This is a genomic window from Prevotella sp. S7 MS 2, assembly GCF_000762865.1.
Classification (GTDB): Bacteria; Bacteroidota; Bacteroidia; order Bacteroidales; family Bacteroidaceae; genus Prevotella.
Genome location: NZ_JRPT01000009.1, coordinates 1 through 17,100, shown reverse-complemented (window position 1 = coordinate 17,100; position 17,100 = coordinate 1). Strand labels below are relative to the sequence as shown.

13 protein-coding genes are annotated in these 17,100 nt (G+C 45.0%); 6 read left to right on the top strand and 7 right to left on the bottom strand.

Going from position 1 to position 17,100, the window contains the following annotated elements; genetic code table 11:
* The first annotated feature begins 305 nt into the window (after positions 1–305).
* Positions 306–1,154: a hypothetical protein gene (locus HMPREF0671_RS02830; protein WP_036896611.1), complete on the top strand. Its 849-nt coding sequence runs from the start codon at positions 306–308 to the stop codon at positions 1,152–1,154.
* A 121-nt stretch (positions 1,155–1,275) separates the two neighbouring features.
* Here HMPREF0671_RS02830 and HMPREF0671_RS02825 read toward each other — a convergent pair whose 3' ends face one another.
* Positions 1,276–1,776 (bottom strand): Dps family protein, encoded by a 501-nt coding sequence (locus tag HMPREF0671_RS02825; RefSeq protein WP_036896610.1) that lies wholly within the window; start codon positions 1,774–1,776, stop codon positions 1,276–1,278.
* A gap of 636 nt (positions 1,777–2,412) precedes the next feature.
* On the opposite strand from HMPREF0671_RS02825, the gene HMPREF0671_RS02820 reads away from it, so the two are divergent.
* The 5 genes from HMPREF0671_RS02820 (at position 2,413) to HMPREF0671_RS02800 (ending at position 8,382) form a co-directional block, all read left to right on the top strand.
* Entirely contained in the window at positions 2,413–3,141 is a 729-nt protein-coding gene (locus HMPREF0671_RS02820; RefSeq protein WP_036896609.1) for a Bax inhibitor-1/YccA family protein, read from the top strand.
* A gap of 312 nt (positions 3,142–3,453) precedes the next feature.
* Positions 3,454–4,884 (top strand): C69 family dipeptidase, encoded by a 1,431-nt coding sequence (locus tag HMPREF0671_RS02815; protein WP_036896608.1) that lies wholly within the window; start codon positions 3,454–3,456, stop codon positions 4,882–4,884.
* A 41-nt stretch (positions 4,885–4,925) separates the two neighbouring features.
* The gene (locus tag HMPREF0671_RS02810) at positions 4,926–5,558 is read left to right on the top strand and encodes a DUF4923 family protein (protein WP_052052783.1); all 633 of its coding nucleotides are present in this window, start codon (positions 4,926–4,928) and stop codon (positions 5,556–5,558) included.
* A gap of 32 nt (positions 5,559–5,590) precedes the next feature.
* A complete protein-coding gene (locus tag HMPREF0671_RS02805) occupies positions 5,591–5,923 on the top strand; it encodes a cupin domain-containing protein (RefSeq protein ID WP_036896607.1) in 333 nt (110 codons plus the stop codon).
* A gap of 221 nt (positions 5,924–6,144) precedes the next feature.
* The gene (locus HMPREF0671_RS02800) at positions 6,145–8,382 is read left to right on the top strand and encodes a glycoside hydrolase family 3 C-terminal domain-containing protein (protein WP_036896606.1); all 2,238 of its coding nucleotides are present in this window, start codon (positions 6,145–6,147) and stop codon (positions 8,380–8,382) included.
* Positions 8,383–8,454: 72 nt separating this feature from the next.
* On the opposite strand, the gene HMPREF0671_RS02795 is transcribed toward HMPREF0671_RS02800, so the two are convergent.
* The 6 genes from HMPREF0671_RS02795 to HMPREF0671_RS02770 form a co-directional block, all read right to left on the bottom strand.
* Positions 8,455–8,673 carry a hypothetical protein gene (locus HMPREF0671_RS02795; RefSeq protein ID WP_036896605.1) on the bottom strand — a complete coding sequence of 73 codons (219 nt, stop codon included), beginning with the start codon at positions 8,671–8,673 and terminating at the stop codon, positions 8,455–8,457.
* A gap of 199 nt (positions 8,674–8,872) precedes the next feature.
* Positions 8,873–12,052 carry a family 16 glycoside hydrolase gene (locus tag HMPREF0671_RS02790; RefSeq protein WP_052052781.1) on the bottom strand — a complete coding sequence of 1,060 codons (3,180 nt, stop codon included), beginning with the start codon at positions 12,050–12,052 and terminating at the stop codon, positions 8,873–8,875.
* Between the two features lie 88 nt (positions 12,053–12,140).
* Positions 12,141–13,427 (bottom strand): Gfo/Idh/MocA family oxidoreductase, encoded by a 1,287-nt coding sequence (locus HMPREF0671_RS02785; RefSeq protein ID WP_036896604.1) that lies wholly within the window; start codon positions 13,425–13,427, stop codon positions 12,141–12,143.
* A 187-nt stretch (positions 13,428–13,614) separates the two neighbouring features.
* Entirely contained in the window at positions 13,615–14,628 is a 1,014-nt protein-coding gene (locus tag HMPREF0671_RS02780; RefSeq protein WP_036896603.1) for a class II fructose-bisphosphate aldolase, read from the bottom strand.
* Positions 14,629–14,839: 211 nt separating this feature from the next.
* A complete protein-coding gene (locus HMPREF0671_RS02775) occupies positions 14,840–16,057 on the bottom strand; it encodes a sugar MFS transporter (protein ID WP_036896602.1) in 1,218 nt (405 codons plus the stop codon).
* A 208-nt stretch (positions 16,058–16,265) separates the two neighbouring features.
* Positions 16,266–16,727, bottom strand: coding sequence for an MIP/aquaporin family protein (locus HMPREF0671_RS02770; protein WP_036896601.1), 462 nt, complete (start codon positions 16,725–16,727; stop codon positions 16,266–16,268).
* Between the last annotated feature and the right edge of the window lie 373 nt (positions 16,728–17,100).

Below are 17,100 nucleotides of genomic sequence, written 5' to 3'. Positions count from 1 at the left end.
AAGAAGAAAAATCGTTTTTTATTGCATCTTTTCAACAAACATTACAAAATCAATTAAAAAACACTCTTTACACCATAATATATATAAGGCACTTCGAAATAAATCTATCAGATTTTAATTTTTGTAGAGTTAACGCAAAATAAAATAAATATGGGATTTTTTAATTTGCAAGTTGATTTCATTTAGAAAATATATTCGTTTCTTTACCAGCAGTTTTCTAAAAAAGCAAGGAAGACGTCCTAAACCGACATAACTGTCTATCGCGAATTACCTTGCTATATGTTTAACCCAAAAACTTGAGATTTATGAAAAAATTAGTATTTATGGCATTAGCTATCTTTGCAACATTGACAGCATGCAACAATCAACAGGCCAACACTGCTACCAATGAACGCATCGATTCTCTACAAGCTATCATTGCAGAAAGAGACACCGAAATCAATGGTATGATGGAGAACTTCAACGACATTCAAGAAGGATTCCAAGCTATCAACGCAGCTCAAAACCGCGTAACGGTTGCCAAACTCGGAGAAAGGTCTAATCGCACACAAGTCATCAAAGAAAACATCAAGTTGATTTCTGAGACCATGCAGAAGAACCGCGAACGCATCAAAGAATTACAAGCACAACTGTCTAAAAGTTCGTTCAAAGGAACCGCTTTACAAAAGACCATCGACAATCTACAAGCACAGTTAGAGGAGAAAAATAAGGAATTGGAATCTTTGAGAGCTGAATTAGCACAAAAGAATATCCACATTGCCCAACTAGATTCTACCATCACCGACCTGAACACCAACGTAAGCAACCTTACTACCGAGAGTCAGCAAAAGAGCGAGACCATCAGCCAACAAGACAAAGAGTTGCATACCGGCTACGTACTCTTCGGCACCAAGCAAGAGTTGAAACAAAAACGCATTTGGGTAGATGGTAAGATTCTGCGCAATACTTTCAACCGCAGCTACTTTGAAAGAATTGATATTCGCGAAAGACAAGAATTCAACTTAGCCTCCAACTATGCGAAGTTGTTGACCACTCACCCAGCCGGCAGTTACACACTTACACGCGATGCCAACAAACAGTACACACTGCGCATCACCAATCCCGATGAATTCTGGAGCACAAGTAAATTCTTGGTTATAAGAACAAAGAACTAAATAGATACTAACCAGCATCAACAAGGGGAAACCAGCAATTGGTTTCCCCTTGTTTCGTTTTACAATATTACTAAAAGAGAGGGCAGATATCATTCGCCCCTACCGAGATTCCTCTACTCGATTATTTCTCCATTTCAACTTCCGATTTCCTTGCCAAGAAGGCAGAAAGCATCCAAACCAACTTCTCTTGGCCTCGCAAGAAGTCACCCACTAGAGCTACCGTCACCTCATCACCGGCTTCAGCAGCTTTTGCCGAAATTTCTCTTTCCTCGCCAATCAGCACTGCCAACGTGTCTAAAACCTTCTGAACACCGGCACGTCCCATAGGTTCAAAACCATCTTCCTGCAGGCGTGCTACCTTCAGATACTCGCTATAACGATTCTCAGGCTTACTTCCCAATTGCAGAATACGCTCTGCTACCTCGTCTACCTGATTGGCTACACCATTATACAATTCTTCATATTTGGCATGCAGGGCAAAGAATCCGCGTCCTCTCACATTCCAGTGCAACCCACGTAAGTTGCTATAAAAAATTTGCAAATCGGCCAACAAGCCATTCAAAGATTCTACCACTACATTCACTTTATTCTCATTCAACTGTAAATAATCTAAAGTTCTCATATTCACTTTCCTTTCTTTAATTGTCGTTTAATTTTTGTTTACGCTGCAAAGATAACCCTTATTTCACGATACCACAACAGATAAAAACTATACATAAATTGATTATATCTATAATAAGTTCTAAAGTCCTGTGCTGCAAAGGCATAGCAGCATCGCTGTATTGGCTAGGCAGCAAAACTGAAACGACCGAACAGCAATGCTGGCAAGCAGCTGCAACGATTAGAGTTTGTAAGTTTTTGAGTTTATAAGTTTCTCTCTCCCAAGGGGAGGGAGATGGTTTCAAGTTGGCAAATAGCCTAGTTGAGATTTAGAACAAAGAAACAATAGAATCCTACTTGATACAAGATTAGCATCGACCAACAAAAGATATTATCTGTAGGGGCGTGATATATCGCGTCCGTAGGAAAATAACGGCAGCATTCACAGGGCATTTTATTCATCATTAAGAATCATGGAATACTTGCGGACGCGAAATGTCACGTCCCTACAAACCTCTAATTATAAGGACTAAGCAACATAGTCGGTTGCGAGAAATTGTCGAAATGTCAAGAACAGTTTGGCACTCTCTTTGTATATTCATATTTATATTGTATTTTTGCAATCACATGATTATCAACCATTATAAAAAGAAATGATATGGACGTAAAAGAACTTGAAAGAATGATTAGGCAACACGAGGCCGGTATCGACATGGCTGTTTCGGCAGCGTTTCCGGCTCTCATGCGCAAAGTATATGTATGGATGACATTGGCATTGGTGCTCAGTGGAGTCACAGCTTACGGTGTTGCGACCTCGCCCAACCTGCTGGCGCTCATCGCCAACAACAGTTTTGTAATGTGGGGTCTGCTCCTTGGCGAACTGGGATTGGTACTGGCTATCAACGCCGGCATCAATAAGATGTCGCTTACAATGGCAACCTTGCTCTTCGCCTTGTTCTCTATCCTCAACGGTGCCACTTTGTCATTCATCTTCTTGGCTTATGCCATGACGACCATTGCCAAAGTGTTCTTCATCACGGCCGGCACTTTCGCTGCTACAGCCATTTATGGTTACACGACCAAACGCGACCTGACGAAACTTGGCGGACTGCTGACCATGGGGCTCATTGGACTCATCATCGCCTCGCTGGTGAATGTGTTCCTCGTTAAGAGCACCGGTTTCGACCTCATCGTAAGTTATATCGGTGTCCTCATATTCGTAGGATTGACCGCATGGGACAGCCAACGTATCAAGGTGATGATGGCACAGGCTGAGGATTTAAGCGAGCGTTCGCAGAAACTAGCAGTGCTGGGTGCGATGTCATTGTACCTAGACTTCATCAATTTATTCCTCTATTTGCTGAGAATATTTGGGAATAGGGAGTAGGAAGAGCCCCACCCCTACCCTCCCCAAAAGGGGGAGGGAGAAAGATATAAAACCTCTCCCCGACCCTCTCCCAAGGAGAGGGAGATGGATATTAAACCTCTTCATAAAGGGATGGGAAAATGTATCAGCTACAGTAGAGACGGTGTGTACACCGTCTCATTGAGTATAAAATGGCGAGCTACAAGGTGGAAAACGCCGGCAAATCCTTTCAACACAAAAACAAAATATACCCAGAAGGGACTACAAAAGAATCAACCTCTCGCTGGCACTCCCCCCTTGGGAGGGGACGGGAGAGATTAAAAGACATACAATATGAAAACAATAACAACGCTACCTTCAGAGTGTACTACCATCCTCGTGGGTAAAAAGATGACAAACGACGGTAGTATGATTGTCGCCCGGTCGGAAGATTGGGACGGCATGGTAGCTAAAAATCTACAGATATTCGAAGATACCGACAACGGACCAGAGGAGTTTGTGGCACGAGACAGTAAGTTCCGCTGCCCACTTCCGAAGAAAGCATTCGGCTATTCGGCTCTGTCGCCTTTCCACCTACATGGACATTGGGGCAGCGCAGGATTCAATACCGTGGGCGTAGGCATAAGTGCAACGGAGACAATATTCACCAATGACAAGGCGTTGGCGGCCGATCCACTCGTAGAAACCGGCGTGGCCGAGAACTGTATATATAATATTGTGTTGCCCTATGTGAGCACTGCACGCGAAGGTGTGGCTCGTATCGGCAAGCTGATAGAAGAATATGGCTCAGCCGAAGGATTCGCCATCGGACTCGTAGACAGCCAAGAGTCATGGTATTTAGAGAACGCCGGTGGTCATCGTTGGTTGGCTACACGCATCCCCGACGACCAATATTTCGTGACGGGAAACCAGAGTCGGTTCCGCACCTACGACCCTCAGGACACCGAAAACTACATGGCTTCGGCCGATTTGATAGAACATGCAGTGACCAACGGATTGTACGATCCAAACAAGGGAGAACCATTCGACTTCCACGAGGCATACGCTCGCGACGTGGAACTAGATACCACATACAACTATCCTCGCGTATGGGGCTTGCAAGGCTTATTCAGTCCGGCCATCAAAAACGATGTAACACAGAATACATTCCCCGTGTTTGCCAAGGCAGAGCATCCACTATCGCTCGACGATATGCGTCGCGCATTCCGCTTCCACTATAATGGTACGGAACACGACCCATACTTAAATAACAATCCCAAGGAGCGTTTCCGCCCTGTATCCATCTTCCGTACCACGCAGACCCACATCTTGCATGTACGTCCGGAGTTGCCTACAGCCATCGGGCGTGTAGACTATATGGCCGAAGGCATGGCTGCGCTAGGCGTGTTCGTGCCCTTGTATCAAGGTGTCAAGAGCTATCCGAAAGCCTACACCGTGGGTAACGACCACGCCGACAAGGATTCAGCTTATTGGAAATTCCGCAAGGTAATGACACTGGGTATGGTCAATTTCAACCGTTATGCGCCCATTATCCAAGAGCGTTACGCCCGTTTCGAGGCCGAAACCGCACAATATCAGCGCGAGATGGAGGAGCAATATCTTGCCATTTACAAGACTCAGCCCATGCATGCACAAGAATTATTGCAGGCATTCTCGGACAAAGTACTGACCGAAGCTTTGGTTGTGGCCGAGGAATTACAGGACGAACTCTTCACGAGATTGGCTCAAGACATACAGACAGAGTATCTGTTCCACGGAGCATAACATAAAGAAATAGAAACATTTAATCAATTAGAGAGAACCAAATGAGAAAGATGAGTATATTGAGTATGGCTTTTGCAGCCATGACATTGACAGCATCGGCTGCCACACCACAGTTCGATAAAATCTTAAGCAAGGCAAAGAGTGCTGCCACCAGCAGCACTACCGGTGACGCAGCGGGCAATAGCCTGTCGAGCGTATTGGGTACCAACAAAGCTAGCGAAAGCGACTTGGTGGGCACATGGAAGTACAATCAGCCGGGGGTAGCATTCACTAGCAAGAACGTATTGGCTAAAGCTGGCGGTCAAGTGGCTGCCAGTACGGCTAAATCGAAACTGAAAAGCAGTTTCAGCAAAGTGGGTATTCAGGGCAGCAACACCCAGTTTACTTTCAATAGTGATAAGACTTTCACCGGAAAACTGCGTGGGAAAAGCCTCAGCGGTACCTATACTTACGACCCCGGAACGTCTAAACTGACGTTGAAGACTGCCTTGGTAAGCCTCCCTTGTTACGTACAGAAGTCGACATCGGGGCTGAGTCTGCTCTTCGAGTCGACCAAATTGCTGAAACTTTTCCAAACCGGTGCACAGCTTAGTGGCAACAGCAGCCTGCAAACCATCAGCACATTGTGCAAGAACTACGACGGCATGCGTATGGGATTCGACCTCAAGAAATAATAGCGTTCGGCCATTTAACAACATCAAACATTATGATTATCGATTTTGACAAGCTCAAAGAAGAGCATATCGAAGGTTTTAAAGGCGGAGAAGGGAAACTGGATATGCGTGCCGTCGTCGACGACAAAGCCCGTATTATGTATTCCACCCTACGACCGGGAGCCAGCAGTGGCGAGCACGAACATCGTGGTTCGTTTGAGGTAATGTACGTGATTAGTGGTGAACTGACAGTGCATTACGATGGTCATACGGAGGTTGCACGTGTCGGACAGATGCATTATTGTCCAGAAGGGCACAAGCATTGGTTTGAAAACTGCACCGACCACGACGTCGTCTATCTTGCCGTGGTACCCACGTTAGGGTAATAAGACGGTATAGGCTAGGCCATATATTGATGAAAAATTCCCATTCAACAATCAATATGTTGAATGGGAATTTCTTTTATCTACACACAATTACCACTTAAAACAAGATTTCCACCATGTTTATTTATATTTAAACTTCCATCTAGCTCGTTTTTATTAACTTTGCATCATACAAGAATTAAGTTCTTGTATGATATTAAACAAACGAATAATACCTAAACATGAAAATCAGAAAAACAATCGTCATGGGGATAGCCTTGCTCACAACACTGGGCAGCTACGCCCAAGTACCGGTCTATCTGGACGAGAGTAAACCCATTGAGCAACGCATTGAGGATGCATTGAACCGCATGACGCTGCAAGAAAAAATCAGAGTTCTACACGCACAGAGCAAATTCTCTTCGGCCGGAGTACCCCGATTGGGCTTCCCCGACTTCTGGACTGACGACGGTCCTCATGGTATTCGCCCCGAAGTATTGTGGGATCAATGGGATCAGGCAGGCCAATCCAACGACTCTTGTACGGCTTTCCCGGCACTCACTTGCCTTGCATCGTCGTGGAATCCTAAAATGGCGATGCTCTACGGAAAGAATCTTGGAGAGGAAGCACTGTACAGGCGCAAGGACATGGTGCTCGGTCCAGGTGTGAATATATACCGCACACCGCTCAATGGTCGTAACTTTGAATATATGGGCGAGGACCCATTCTTGGCTTCAAAGATGGTAGTACCTTATGTTCAAGGTCTGCAAAGCAATGGAGTAGCTGCTTGTGTGAAGCACTATGCCATGAACAACGACGAGGAAAACCGTAGCGAAGACAATATCATCATCAGCGACCGAGCCATGCGCGAAATCTATTTACCGGCCTTTGAAGCGGCCGTAAAAGAAGGCCATGCATGGGGTATCATGGGGGCATACAACCTCTATAAGAACCAACATAGCAGTCACAACGACATTCTTATCAACAAAATTTTGAAGGGAGAATGGGGATTTGACGGTGTCGTCGTATCCGACTGGGGAGCTACCCACGACACAGATGAGGCGGTAAAGAACGGACTTGACCTTGAATTTGGCACATGGACTGATGGGCTACACAGTGGTGCAGGCAATGCATACGAACAATATTTTCTAGCTAGACCGTACCTGAAAGGCATCCAAGAAGGAAAATATACCACCAAGGAATTAGACGATAAGGTGCGCCGCATACTTCGTTTGTTCTTCAGAACAACCATGACTGACAGAAAGAAAGGCAGCATGTGCTCGGAAGCTCATTATGATGCAGCTCGCCAAATCGCCGCCGAGGGTATCGTATTGCTACAAAATAAGCGCAATATACTGCCCATCAATCTCAATAAAGCACGCCGTATATTGGTTGTAGGCGAGAATGCCATCAAGATGATGACAGTGGGGGGAGGTAGCTCTTCGCTGAAAGCACAACGCGAAACACTACCACTCGATGGACTCAAAAAACTGTTAGAACAGCGCGTTCCGGGCATCAACGTGGAATACGAACGTGGATATGTGGGCGACATCACAGGTGCTTACAACGGTGTTACCACTGGGCAAGACTTGGCAGATAAGCGCAGTGAGGAACAACTCATCGCTGATGCAGTGGAGAAAGCACGCAAGGCCGACTACGTCATCTTCTTCGGTGGACTCAACAAGAGCGACTATCAAGACTGCGAAAGCCACGACCGTAAAACCTACGATCTACCCTATCATCAGAATAAAGTGATAGAAGCACTGGCCAAGGTGAATCCCAATCTTGTGTTTGTCAATATCTCCGGTAACTCCGTATCCATGCCTTGGAAAGACAAGGTACCTGCCATCGTACAAGGATGGTACATCGGAAGCGTGGCAGGAGAAGCGTTGGCTTCGGTACTTGTAGGCGATACCAACCCCTCAGGTAAACTTCCTTTCACATGGGTGGCTAGTCTTCAAGACGTTGGTGCACATGCTCTTAACACTTATCCCGGTACATGGCGCCCCAAGAAAGACATCATTGACATAGAATATAAAGAAGGTATCTACGTGGGATACCGCTGGGCTGACCGTGAGAAAACGAAACCGGTCTTTGCCTTCGGACACGGTTTAAGCTATACAACATTCAAGATTTCAAACCTTAGAAGCTCCGCCAATAGCATGTCGGCTGACGGTACTTTGACCTTCACCGTGAACGTTAAGAATACTGGAAGTCGCACAGGTAGCGAAGTGGTACAGCTCTATATACACGACATAAAGTCGTCTGTAGACCGTCCTTATAAAGAGCTTAAAGGCTTTGCAAAGGTAAATCTCAAGCCGGGAGAGAGTCGCGATGTAGAGATAAGCATCGACAAACGCGCTTTATCATTCTACGATGAGCAGTCGCGAGACTGGAAAGCAGAGCCCGGAAAGTTTGAAGCGCTCGTAGGAAATGCCTCTGACAATTTACCTTTGAAGGCTACATTTGAACTGAAATAACCCAGCCTTCATATACAGAAAAAGCCAAGACAGATTGCTTCTGCCTTGGCTTTTTGCTTATAAGCGGTCTACTTATACTGCATCGTAACCTTTCGTACTGTTGTGAGCCAACAAGTCTTTCAGGTTCAACTCCTTGAAGTTGCGGTCTTCCAAAATTTTGTGAAGCACCTCAGCTTCTTCACGTTCCTCTTCGGAATGTGTGTAAGTACAACTCTTATTCTTCAGTTCGGCAATGCCCCAGCCTACCAATGCCACGACAACGAACAATATAAATGCAATGAGTGCTGACATATTAATAATGTATTTGATTCTACATGCAAAAGTAATGGAATTGACTGACAATAGCAAACATTATCTTGTTTTTTGATAGAGATGCCTCTTCCGACAACAAAACCATTAAAAAACATTTGGCAGGCCGGTATAAACCGACCCACCAAATGCAATTAATAATGATATGCTTACAAAAGCATTGTATAACTGAACAGACGAACTATTTACGGCCTTTCTTCTTACTTAAATCAAGGATTCGCAGGTTTCTAAACTTCACACCCTCACCATGTCCGCAGAAACTGATGTGGCCTTCCTTATTAAACAAGCCGGGATGGTTTCTATGGTCAACCGTATAAGGATTGTCTTTACCACCATCAGGGGCAATATTATGGCCTTGGCATGCCTCTCTGATATTGCCATCGAGGATTACTTCACCATTTACTGTAACCGTGATGCGGTCGCCTACGGCTCTAATCTCCTCGGTATTCCAAGTACCAAGCTTTCCAAACTTCACGTGTTTGGGTACAATGATGCCGTAAACAGAGCCATGCTGCTGATAGTCTTGAAGTCCCTTATAAATAGGATCATCATGGTCTAACACTTGAATCTCCATGCCTTCGTAAGCCGCATTGGTGTTAAGTTTGGTACGAATACCGATACCATTGTTTACACCGGGATTGACAAAGCAGAACTCAAAACGATATACGAAGTCGCTATAGGTCTTCTTTGAATAGAGATTACCACCCACTCCAAAGTGTGCTTTCACATAAATACTACCATCTTCAGGCACATAGTTGTTGAAATTACCTTGCCATTTGTCGAGCGATCTACCATCGAAGAGCACTTCAAACCCCTGTGCTTTCTCTTCCTTAGATAGCGTAAAGACAGGTGTTGAAGGCAATTCGTTCACGTAACAGTTACGAACTTCAAGTCCATCTGCAGCACCAACAAACTTAATAAGTCCACTAACAGTCGCTGCTTTCTTACTATCTTGCGGAGCAAATACGGCATTATCGTTCAATACAACACCGTTAGAAACCACCATCAAACGGTCGTTAACCAACTTTGCATAAAGCACATTCCACTCTCCGGGAGCAGCACTTTGGACAACAGGAGTGGCTACCTTTGAAGTTGTTGCCAAAATTTCCACCTCGCCATTCTTATTCAATGCGATAGCAGGTTGAGACCTCAGCCACAATTCAGACTTCTCGTTGGCACGCCATTCTGCGTACAACTCAAAGTTCTCATAGTTCTTCTTAGCATTCAAGCTAACACCCTTCTGCGTCTTACCATCATTCATGGCCGGAGCAAAACCACCGGTACCAAACTTCGCCAAGATGCCTTTTACTTCATCAACAGAATATCCTGCATCGGCATTATTGGTCATACCGGCAAACACTTGCAATGCTTTTTCTAACCATCCACGCGTCATTTCGCCCTTTTGCAGGCCACTGTTCTTACCAATAATGGTCTTCACGGCTGTTGCAGCTGCAAATGATGTGGTGTTATCCGCGAGATATTTGACTGCCAACGACAATGCCGGCAACTCATAGATACTACTTACAGCGCCAAGATAAGCATTCTTTACCGCTGCAGAAGGATTTAAAGCGAGAGCTTTCTCATACTCCATCAATCTACCCATTGCATTCTTCGGAGATGCTTTCAGCAAGGCCAACATGCTCGTCAGAGCTGTATCTTTACGCTTATTGTCGGTAGATGCTATAGCATAGAGAGTAGAAATAGCTTCCGGATTCTTCACTTTCAACAAGGCAGCAAAGGCATCTGCCTGCGTAGAAGGCTTCTTATATTCACTTTGCAGCAACTGAAGTGCCTCCATATTACCTGCCTGAGACAACAGAGGATAATAAAGTTGAGGACGCTTACTAGCAACCATACGACCACTAACCAGCTTGAACTGTTGGTCAGGAGACATAGTATGCAATGCAAAAAGGAGTGCATTCTGGAGTTTGGAAGCCGTTGTGGCATCTGATTTCTCAAGCATATCACTCAATTGTTCAAACTGTTTGGGGCTCGTAATACCTACCAAAGCACCATAAGCAGCTTGTTTTACACCATTATCAGAATTATCCAACAAGCGCAGAACAGCATCGTAAGCAGAGTAAATATGACGTTTGGAAACAAGACCTAGTGCATGTGTCAAAGTTGATGGATTGTTATCTGCCAACAAACCTACCACTGCCGTATTCACATTTCCATTGAATGCGAGTAAGGCACTCATGGCTTCCTTGGCATATTTACCACTCAACTGACCGGTAAGAGCCTCCAATGCACGCTCACCACCGATCTTTCCGGCAGCCTGAATAGCTGCTTTAGCCAAGTTCTCATCGGCATTATTCATCGCATTGCTCACTGTTTCGATAGCCGACGATACATGGTTGTTACCTAACCAACGCACAACATCGCACTGAGCTGTAGGAGATAACTTAGCAAAACTGCGCAATACTTGAGCGTAAATACCATCACCGGCACAACTTTCAGCCATCTCTAATGCCGTGTTACGATACTGAATATCACCATCTTTCAGCGCTTTCAGCACCTCAGCACCTGCCTTTGGCCCAGCCGACTGCAACAATAAGCCCAGTCCATTGCATCTTACGGCTCTATCACCTTGTGCTATCAGTTGCTTCGATGCTTTCATTACGTTCTTGCCATGAATCGAAGCTAGACGCTCCAATAGTCTCATATAAGCGTCTGTAGCCTGTGTTCCCTCATATTTGAAACCCGTTTTCTGAGCCGCAACAGCCAATGCCTTCATCGATTTCAAACCACCGCAATAGGTCAAAGCATCGTAAACACTCTTCAAAGTAGCGACATCGGCGCCGGGAATCCACGACAAAAGCATTTCTTCCAAGACAGGGTCTGTGAGCTTACGCATGGTTATCAAATGGGCAATTCCTTCTTTCGACACCTTCATACCACCCATCTTGGCAACAAGTGTAGCATCTACGCCCGGCACGATAGCCAATGCAGCGAGGGCATGCGACTGCAAATAAGTATCACCAAGGTATCCCATGAAGAGCTGAATGTCTGCCTGTGTTGCCACTTTCTGAATCTGTGCCAGCACGAAAGCCTTATTAGCGTTATCTTGACAGGCAGCAAGTCCCTTGATAAGTCCTTGCTTCACACCGTCACGCAAACCTGCTTTGCTAGGATGTGTGACATAATCCGTGACACTACTAATGGCATATTCAAATGGCGCGTTGTTGCCCTTGCCTTCCGGTACGAGCATTCCTACCAATGAAGCCATTCCTTCTGCACCGGTACGAGCTATCTCGTCCATGACTTCATTGTACACCGCGCTGTTCTTGGCTGGCAATTGTGCCAAACCATCGGCTATGATTGTCGATGCCACACGGTTTCGTGCGTCTTGCCCACGCATACTTGTGTGGAAGCACAAACAACACAATAATAATATAATATATGAATATCTCAATGTTTTCATCTGGTATGCTATATTTATATAAGTACTACAATGTCCAACCACCACGCATAGGTTGATTTACCAAAGCGTTTGCAGCATCGTCATCAATAAACTGTTCTTTCTTTGGATCATAATTTAAAACATCACGGTGTAGACGTAATGCCACTGTCGCCATATTGACCAATGTACAACTACAATGCCCATTTTCTTCGTTCAGAGCAAACTTCTGACGTGTACGAACGCAATCTAAGAAGTCGGTACGCTGCGGTTCCGGGTCGGGCAATTCGGCCAATTTGTTCATCACATCGGGGATAGTACACTCAAATCCCTTATACACTTTACCTTCAGGACCCTCGATGTAAGGAACCTTACCTTTACTCTCGTAACCCTCACCTTCAAGTATTATTTGGCATCCATCGGCATAAGTATAAGTGATTTTACGCCATATTCCTACGGCATCCCAATGCTGTTGAGGAGCATCCACTTCTACCTTGACAGGCGATTCATTGTCTTTACCCAGCAAGTATTGCACCGGGTCAAGATAATGCTGCCCCATATCGGTGAGTCCACCACCATCATAATCCCAATAGCCACGGAATGTCTGATGCACACGATGAGCGCTATAAGGCTTAAATGGAGCCGGTCCGAGCCACATATCATAGTCAAGCTCACGCGGAACAGGCTGTACGTTGAGATGATCTTTGCCTACCCAGTAGAACTTCCAAGTGAAACCGGTAGCGCCAGACACCCTAACCTTGAGCGGCCAACCCAACATTTTGCTGTCCACCAGTTTCTTCAATGGAGTCACAGTTGTCCCTAATCCATAGAATGTATCGGTAAAACGGAACCAAGTGTTCAGTCTAAATACACGCTTATAACGCTGAACGGCTTCCACAACCTTTCTTCCTTCACCGATAGTACGTGTCATTGGCTTCTCACACCAGATGTCTTTCCCTGCCTTAGCGGCCTCTACAGCCATCAGCGCATGCCAATGTGGCGGTGTTGCAATATGCACAATGTCTACGTTTGACTGATGAATCAATTCACGAAAGTCATGATAAGTCTTCAAATCTTCACCAAGCCTATTCTTCCCTAAATTCACTGCTTGTTGTAAATGTTTGGAATCTACGTCGCAAACAGCAGTGAGTCGGCAAGCTTGGTTGCTTGTGAAATGGTTAGAGGTTTTACCAATACCTCCCACTCCAATAATGCCTTTTGTAAGTTGATCACTAGGTGCTATGAACCCATTACCACCCAATACCCTGCGCGGAACGATAGTAAATAGTCCCAATACACCTGCTGTTTTGAGAAAAGTACGTCTGTCTGTTTTCATGATAATAATAGTTTTTGCAGAAATGCAAAGTTACGAAAGAAATCTAGATTGCAAAACTTTATTACAAAATTTTGCATTTAAATGTAAAATTTCAAAAAAAACAGAACATTCATACTGCCCCTAAACGAATAAAGGTGAAACCCTTCTATCGAAGAGTTCCACCTTTATTTATATATACTAATGCGGATTAGTCGAGCTGAGCAATCTTGTTGTCAGAACCCAGCACTTCCTTAATCTTGTGCTTATAAAGCTCTGTCATCAAATCACGAGCAGGTCCACAGTATTTACGTGGGTCGAATTCGCCCGGCTTTTCAGCAAATACTTTGCGAACAGCAGCAGTAAATGCCAAGCGAGAGTCAGAGTCGATGTTAATCTTACATACTGCACTAGCAGAAGCCTTACGAAGTTGTTCCTCAGGAATACCTACTGCATCAGGCAACTTACCACCGTACTGGTTGATCATATCAACATACTCCTGTGGTACAGAAGAAGAACCGTGGAGCACGATTGGGAATCCGGGGAGCTTCTCCATGATAGCATCGAGCACGTCGAATGCCAATGGAGGAGGAACAAGCTTACCAGTCTTCGGGTCACGAGTACACTGCTCCGGAGTGAACTTATAAGCACCGTGAGAAGTACCGATAGAGATAGCCAGTGAGTCAACACCTGTCTTTGTAACGAAGTCGATAACTTCTTCAGGCTTTGTATAGTGAGATTCTGTTGCAACAACATCATCCTCTACACCTGCCAATACACCAAGTTCACCTTCAACAGTTACGTCGAACTGATGTGCATATTCTACAACCTTCTTGGTCAAAGCTACGTTCTCATCGTAAGGAAGAGAAGAACCGTCGATCATTACAGAAGAGAAACCTGCATCTACGCAGCTCTTACATGTCTCGAAAGAATCTCCGTGATCCAAATGAACAGCAATTTCGGGATGGTTACAACCCAATTCCTTTGCGTATTCTACTGCACCCTGTGACATATAGCGAAGCAAAGTAGCGTTAGCATAGTTGCGAGCGCCCTTAGAAACCTGAAGGATTACAGGTGACTTCAAGTCTGAAGAAGCCTTGATGATAGCCTGCAACTGCTCCATGTTGTTAAAGTTGAATGCCGGAATAGCATAACCTCCATTGATGGCTTTCTTAAACATCTCGCGAGTGTTTACCAAGCCTAGTTTTTTGTAATCTACTGCCATAATTTATTTATGTTTATATATGAATAGCCTATAGCTAAATAGGCGCTAACGAAGAGAGCCCACATGGGCACGCCTACTGCATGCAAAATTAACATTTTCTTTTTGAATAAGAAAACATGTTCCGTTTTTTTGAAGTTGCTATAGGGTTAATTTAGTCTAAATGGCAAGTTTTATACTATTACAAAACTCCTCACTCCTAACTCCTAACTCATCATTCCTCACTCTTACAACTGTGTTTCAACAACTTGTAAGCATAGAGCAATACGATGATGAAACCATCGAGCGGAACGAGGAACGGAGCCACAATACTCACGTTATCGGCTATCAATCCCATCAACAAAAAGCCGCATCCACCTATCGGAGTCATCATCAATAGCGACGAAGCACTCTTGGTCAATCGCCCTAAACCGGTCAATGCGAGTGAGAATATGGTCGGAAACATGATGGCCTCGAACAGATAGTTGCCTATCAACGCCACCAAAGAGACGATACGAATATCGAGCAATACAAGCGAAAGACACGACACACTGCCCACCGCACAAATAAACAACATACGCTCCGGACGGACATATCGCATAATCCAACTGCCTAAGAACCGACCTACCATAAAGAAGGCCAGCGCACAAGTAAGTACCACTGCCGCCACGCTATCGTCCATCCACCCTTGTCCGGTGACAAAGTTGATAAAATAACTATTGATGGAAATCTCTGACACCTCGTAGGCCAAGAGAGCTATGAGCCCAAAGACGAAGACCTTATGTTGCCACAGTCCACGTATATCGCTCCACAATCCACCACCCGATGCAGGCTCCTCACCATGGTTAATTTCCGGTAGTCTCACCTTGGCAAAGACCGCTGCTATCATCAACACCAGCACACCCAGTATGGTATAAGGAACGGCTACGTCGCCACCATCAATGGAATTGCCGAATAAGAACTGCCCTACAACGAACGTAGCAAACAAACTTCCCAAGCCATTGAACGACTGCGAGAGGTTCAATCGGCTCGTAGCTGTCGACTTATCACCTAATTCCGTAACATAAGGATTAGCAGAAGTCTCTAGAAATACAAGCCCGCAACCAATGACAAACAATGCACCTAGAAAGGCATTGAACGTACCCGAAGCCGAGCCGGGAATGAACAACAAGGCACCAATACCGAAAAGCAGGAGTCCGAAAACTACTCCTTTGCGATATCCGTACTTATTGATGAAGATGCCGGCAGGTATCGCCATCAAGAAATATCCCAAATAGGTAGTCACCTGAATAAACGACGACTGAGTGATAGAGATACTGAATTCGTTTTGGAAATGCTTGTTCAGCACATCCAATATGGCGCGGGCAAAGCCCCACAAAAAGAATAAGGTCGTTATCAGAATAAACGGAACGACATACTGTTTCGCTGTCAACGAAGCACGACTACCAGTCAATAAGCCCCCTTGCTCCCCACCCTGATTTTCAAATTGCTGAATTTTCACTACTTCATATAGATTATTGGATGACACACTCCGGAGACGTCACACGATTCACCCGCCTCCATTTATTACTTATACCGACTGCATTTTCACAGTCGACAAGCAGACAAAAGAAAAGGAAATGGTATCGCTACCAATTCCCTTGATTATTTTTTTGATGGTATTACTTAGTTGCAGGGTCTATCATTTTCCAAATACCGGCTGCACAAGCTGCACCTACGAACGGACCTACAATGAAGATCCAGAGGTTAACAAGCGCCGTACCACCTTGGAACAAAGCCGGGCCGATAGAGCGTGCATTCATGGTCAACACATAAAGGATGGCAGAACCGATGATTGCACCGATGACTTGGAACAGCATATACATACCGCAATCCTTGGCATTCATTCTTCCACTGAGGTAAACACCGAGCGTAATAGCCGGATTGATGTGGCAACTGGAAATACCACCAATGGTATAAGCCATCGCTACAACAGACAAACCGGATGCCATAGCCGTACCAATAACCGTACCGGCATTAGCTACATCCGCACAATTTGAAGAACAATTCAGGCTCACAGCAACGCCGCAACCCATCAAAATCAGCACCATCGTGCCAATCATTTCTGCTAAACACTTTTTCATATAACTCTTTTTAAAAGAGGTGATTCGTTTCGTTAGACAACGCAAATATAAGTAAATTATCTTTAGGTCACAACTACTCTTTACCCTTTTTTGCATATTTTACTCCTATCGTCCTTTATTTCAGAACATTCATCGTGCCGTTTTAAGAAGAACTGTACAACATGACTACCCTTCACGTTAGCCGCTTGCCGAAGTGAAACGACGGATGGCGGACTGCTAGAGATACGAGAGTCGAGCACCTTTAGGTACTCCCCTCACCCCAAAGCTGCTATTGGACGAATACAATTCGCCCCTACTCATCACTCATAATTCATCGCTTCTCACACTAAATCCATCTACTCGTCAACTTAAAACCATCTCCCTCTCTTTGGGA

Bases quoted from the DNA above. Each gene is read 5' to 3' on its own strand.
- HMPREF0671_RS02825 (WP_036896610.1), bottom strand. From the start codon at position 1,776: ATGAGAACTTTAGATTATTTACAGTTGAATGAGAATAAAGTGAATGTA.
- HMPREF0671_RS02795 (WP_036896605.1), bottom strand. From the start codon at position 8,673: ATGTCAGCACTCATTGCATTTATATTGTTCGTTGTCGTGGCATTGGTA.
- HMPREF0671_RS02800 (WP_036896606.1), top strand. From the start codon at position 6,145: ATGAAAATCAGAAAAACAATCGTCATGGGGATAGCCTTGCTCACAACA.
- HMPREF0671_RS02820 (WP_036896609.1), top strand. From the start codon at position 2,413: ATGGACGTAAAAGAACTTGAAAGAATGATTAGGCAACACGAGGCCGGT.
- HMPREF0671_RS02780 (WP_036896603.1), bottom strand. From the start codon at position 14,628: ATGGCAGTAGATTACAAAAAACTAGGCTTGGTAAACACTCGCGAGATG.
- HMPREF0671_RS02790 (WP_052052781.1), bottom strand. From the start codon at position 12,052: ATGCGTGGGCAAGACGCACGAAACCGTGTGGCATCGACAATCATAGCC.
- HMPREF0671_RS02830 (WP_036896611.1), top strand. From the start codon at position 306: ATGAAAAAATTAGTATTTATGGCATTAGCTATCTTTGCAACATTGACA.
- HMPREF0671_RS02770 (WP_036896601.1), bottom strand. From the start codon at position 16,727: ATGAAAAAGTGTTTAGCAGAAATGATTGGCACGATGGTGCTGATTTTG.
- HMPREF0671_RS02785 (WP_036896604.1), bottom strand. From the start codon at position 13,427: ATGAAAACAGACAGACGTACTTTTCTCAAAACAGCAGGTGTATTGGGA.
- HMPREF0671_RS02810 (WP_052052783.1), top strand. From the start codon at position 4,926: ATGAGAAAGATGAGTATATTGAGTATGGCTTTTGCAGCCATGACATTG.
- HMPREF0671_RS02815 (WP_036896608.1), top strand. From the start codon at position 3,454: ATGAAAACAATAACAACGCTACCTTCAGAGTGTACTACCATCCTCGTG.
- HMPREF0671_RS02805 (WP_036896607.1), top strand. From the start codon at position 5,591: ATGATTATCGATTTTGACAAGCTCAAAGAAGAGCATATCGAAGGTTTT.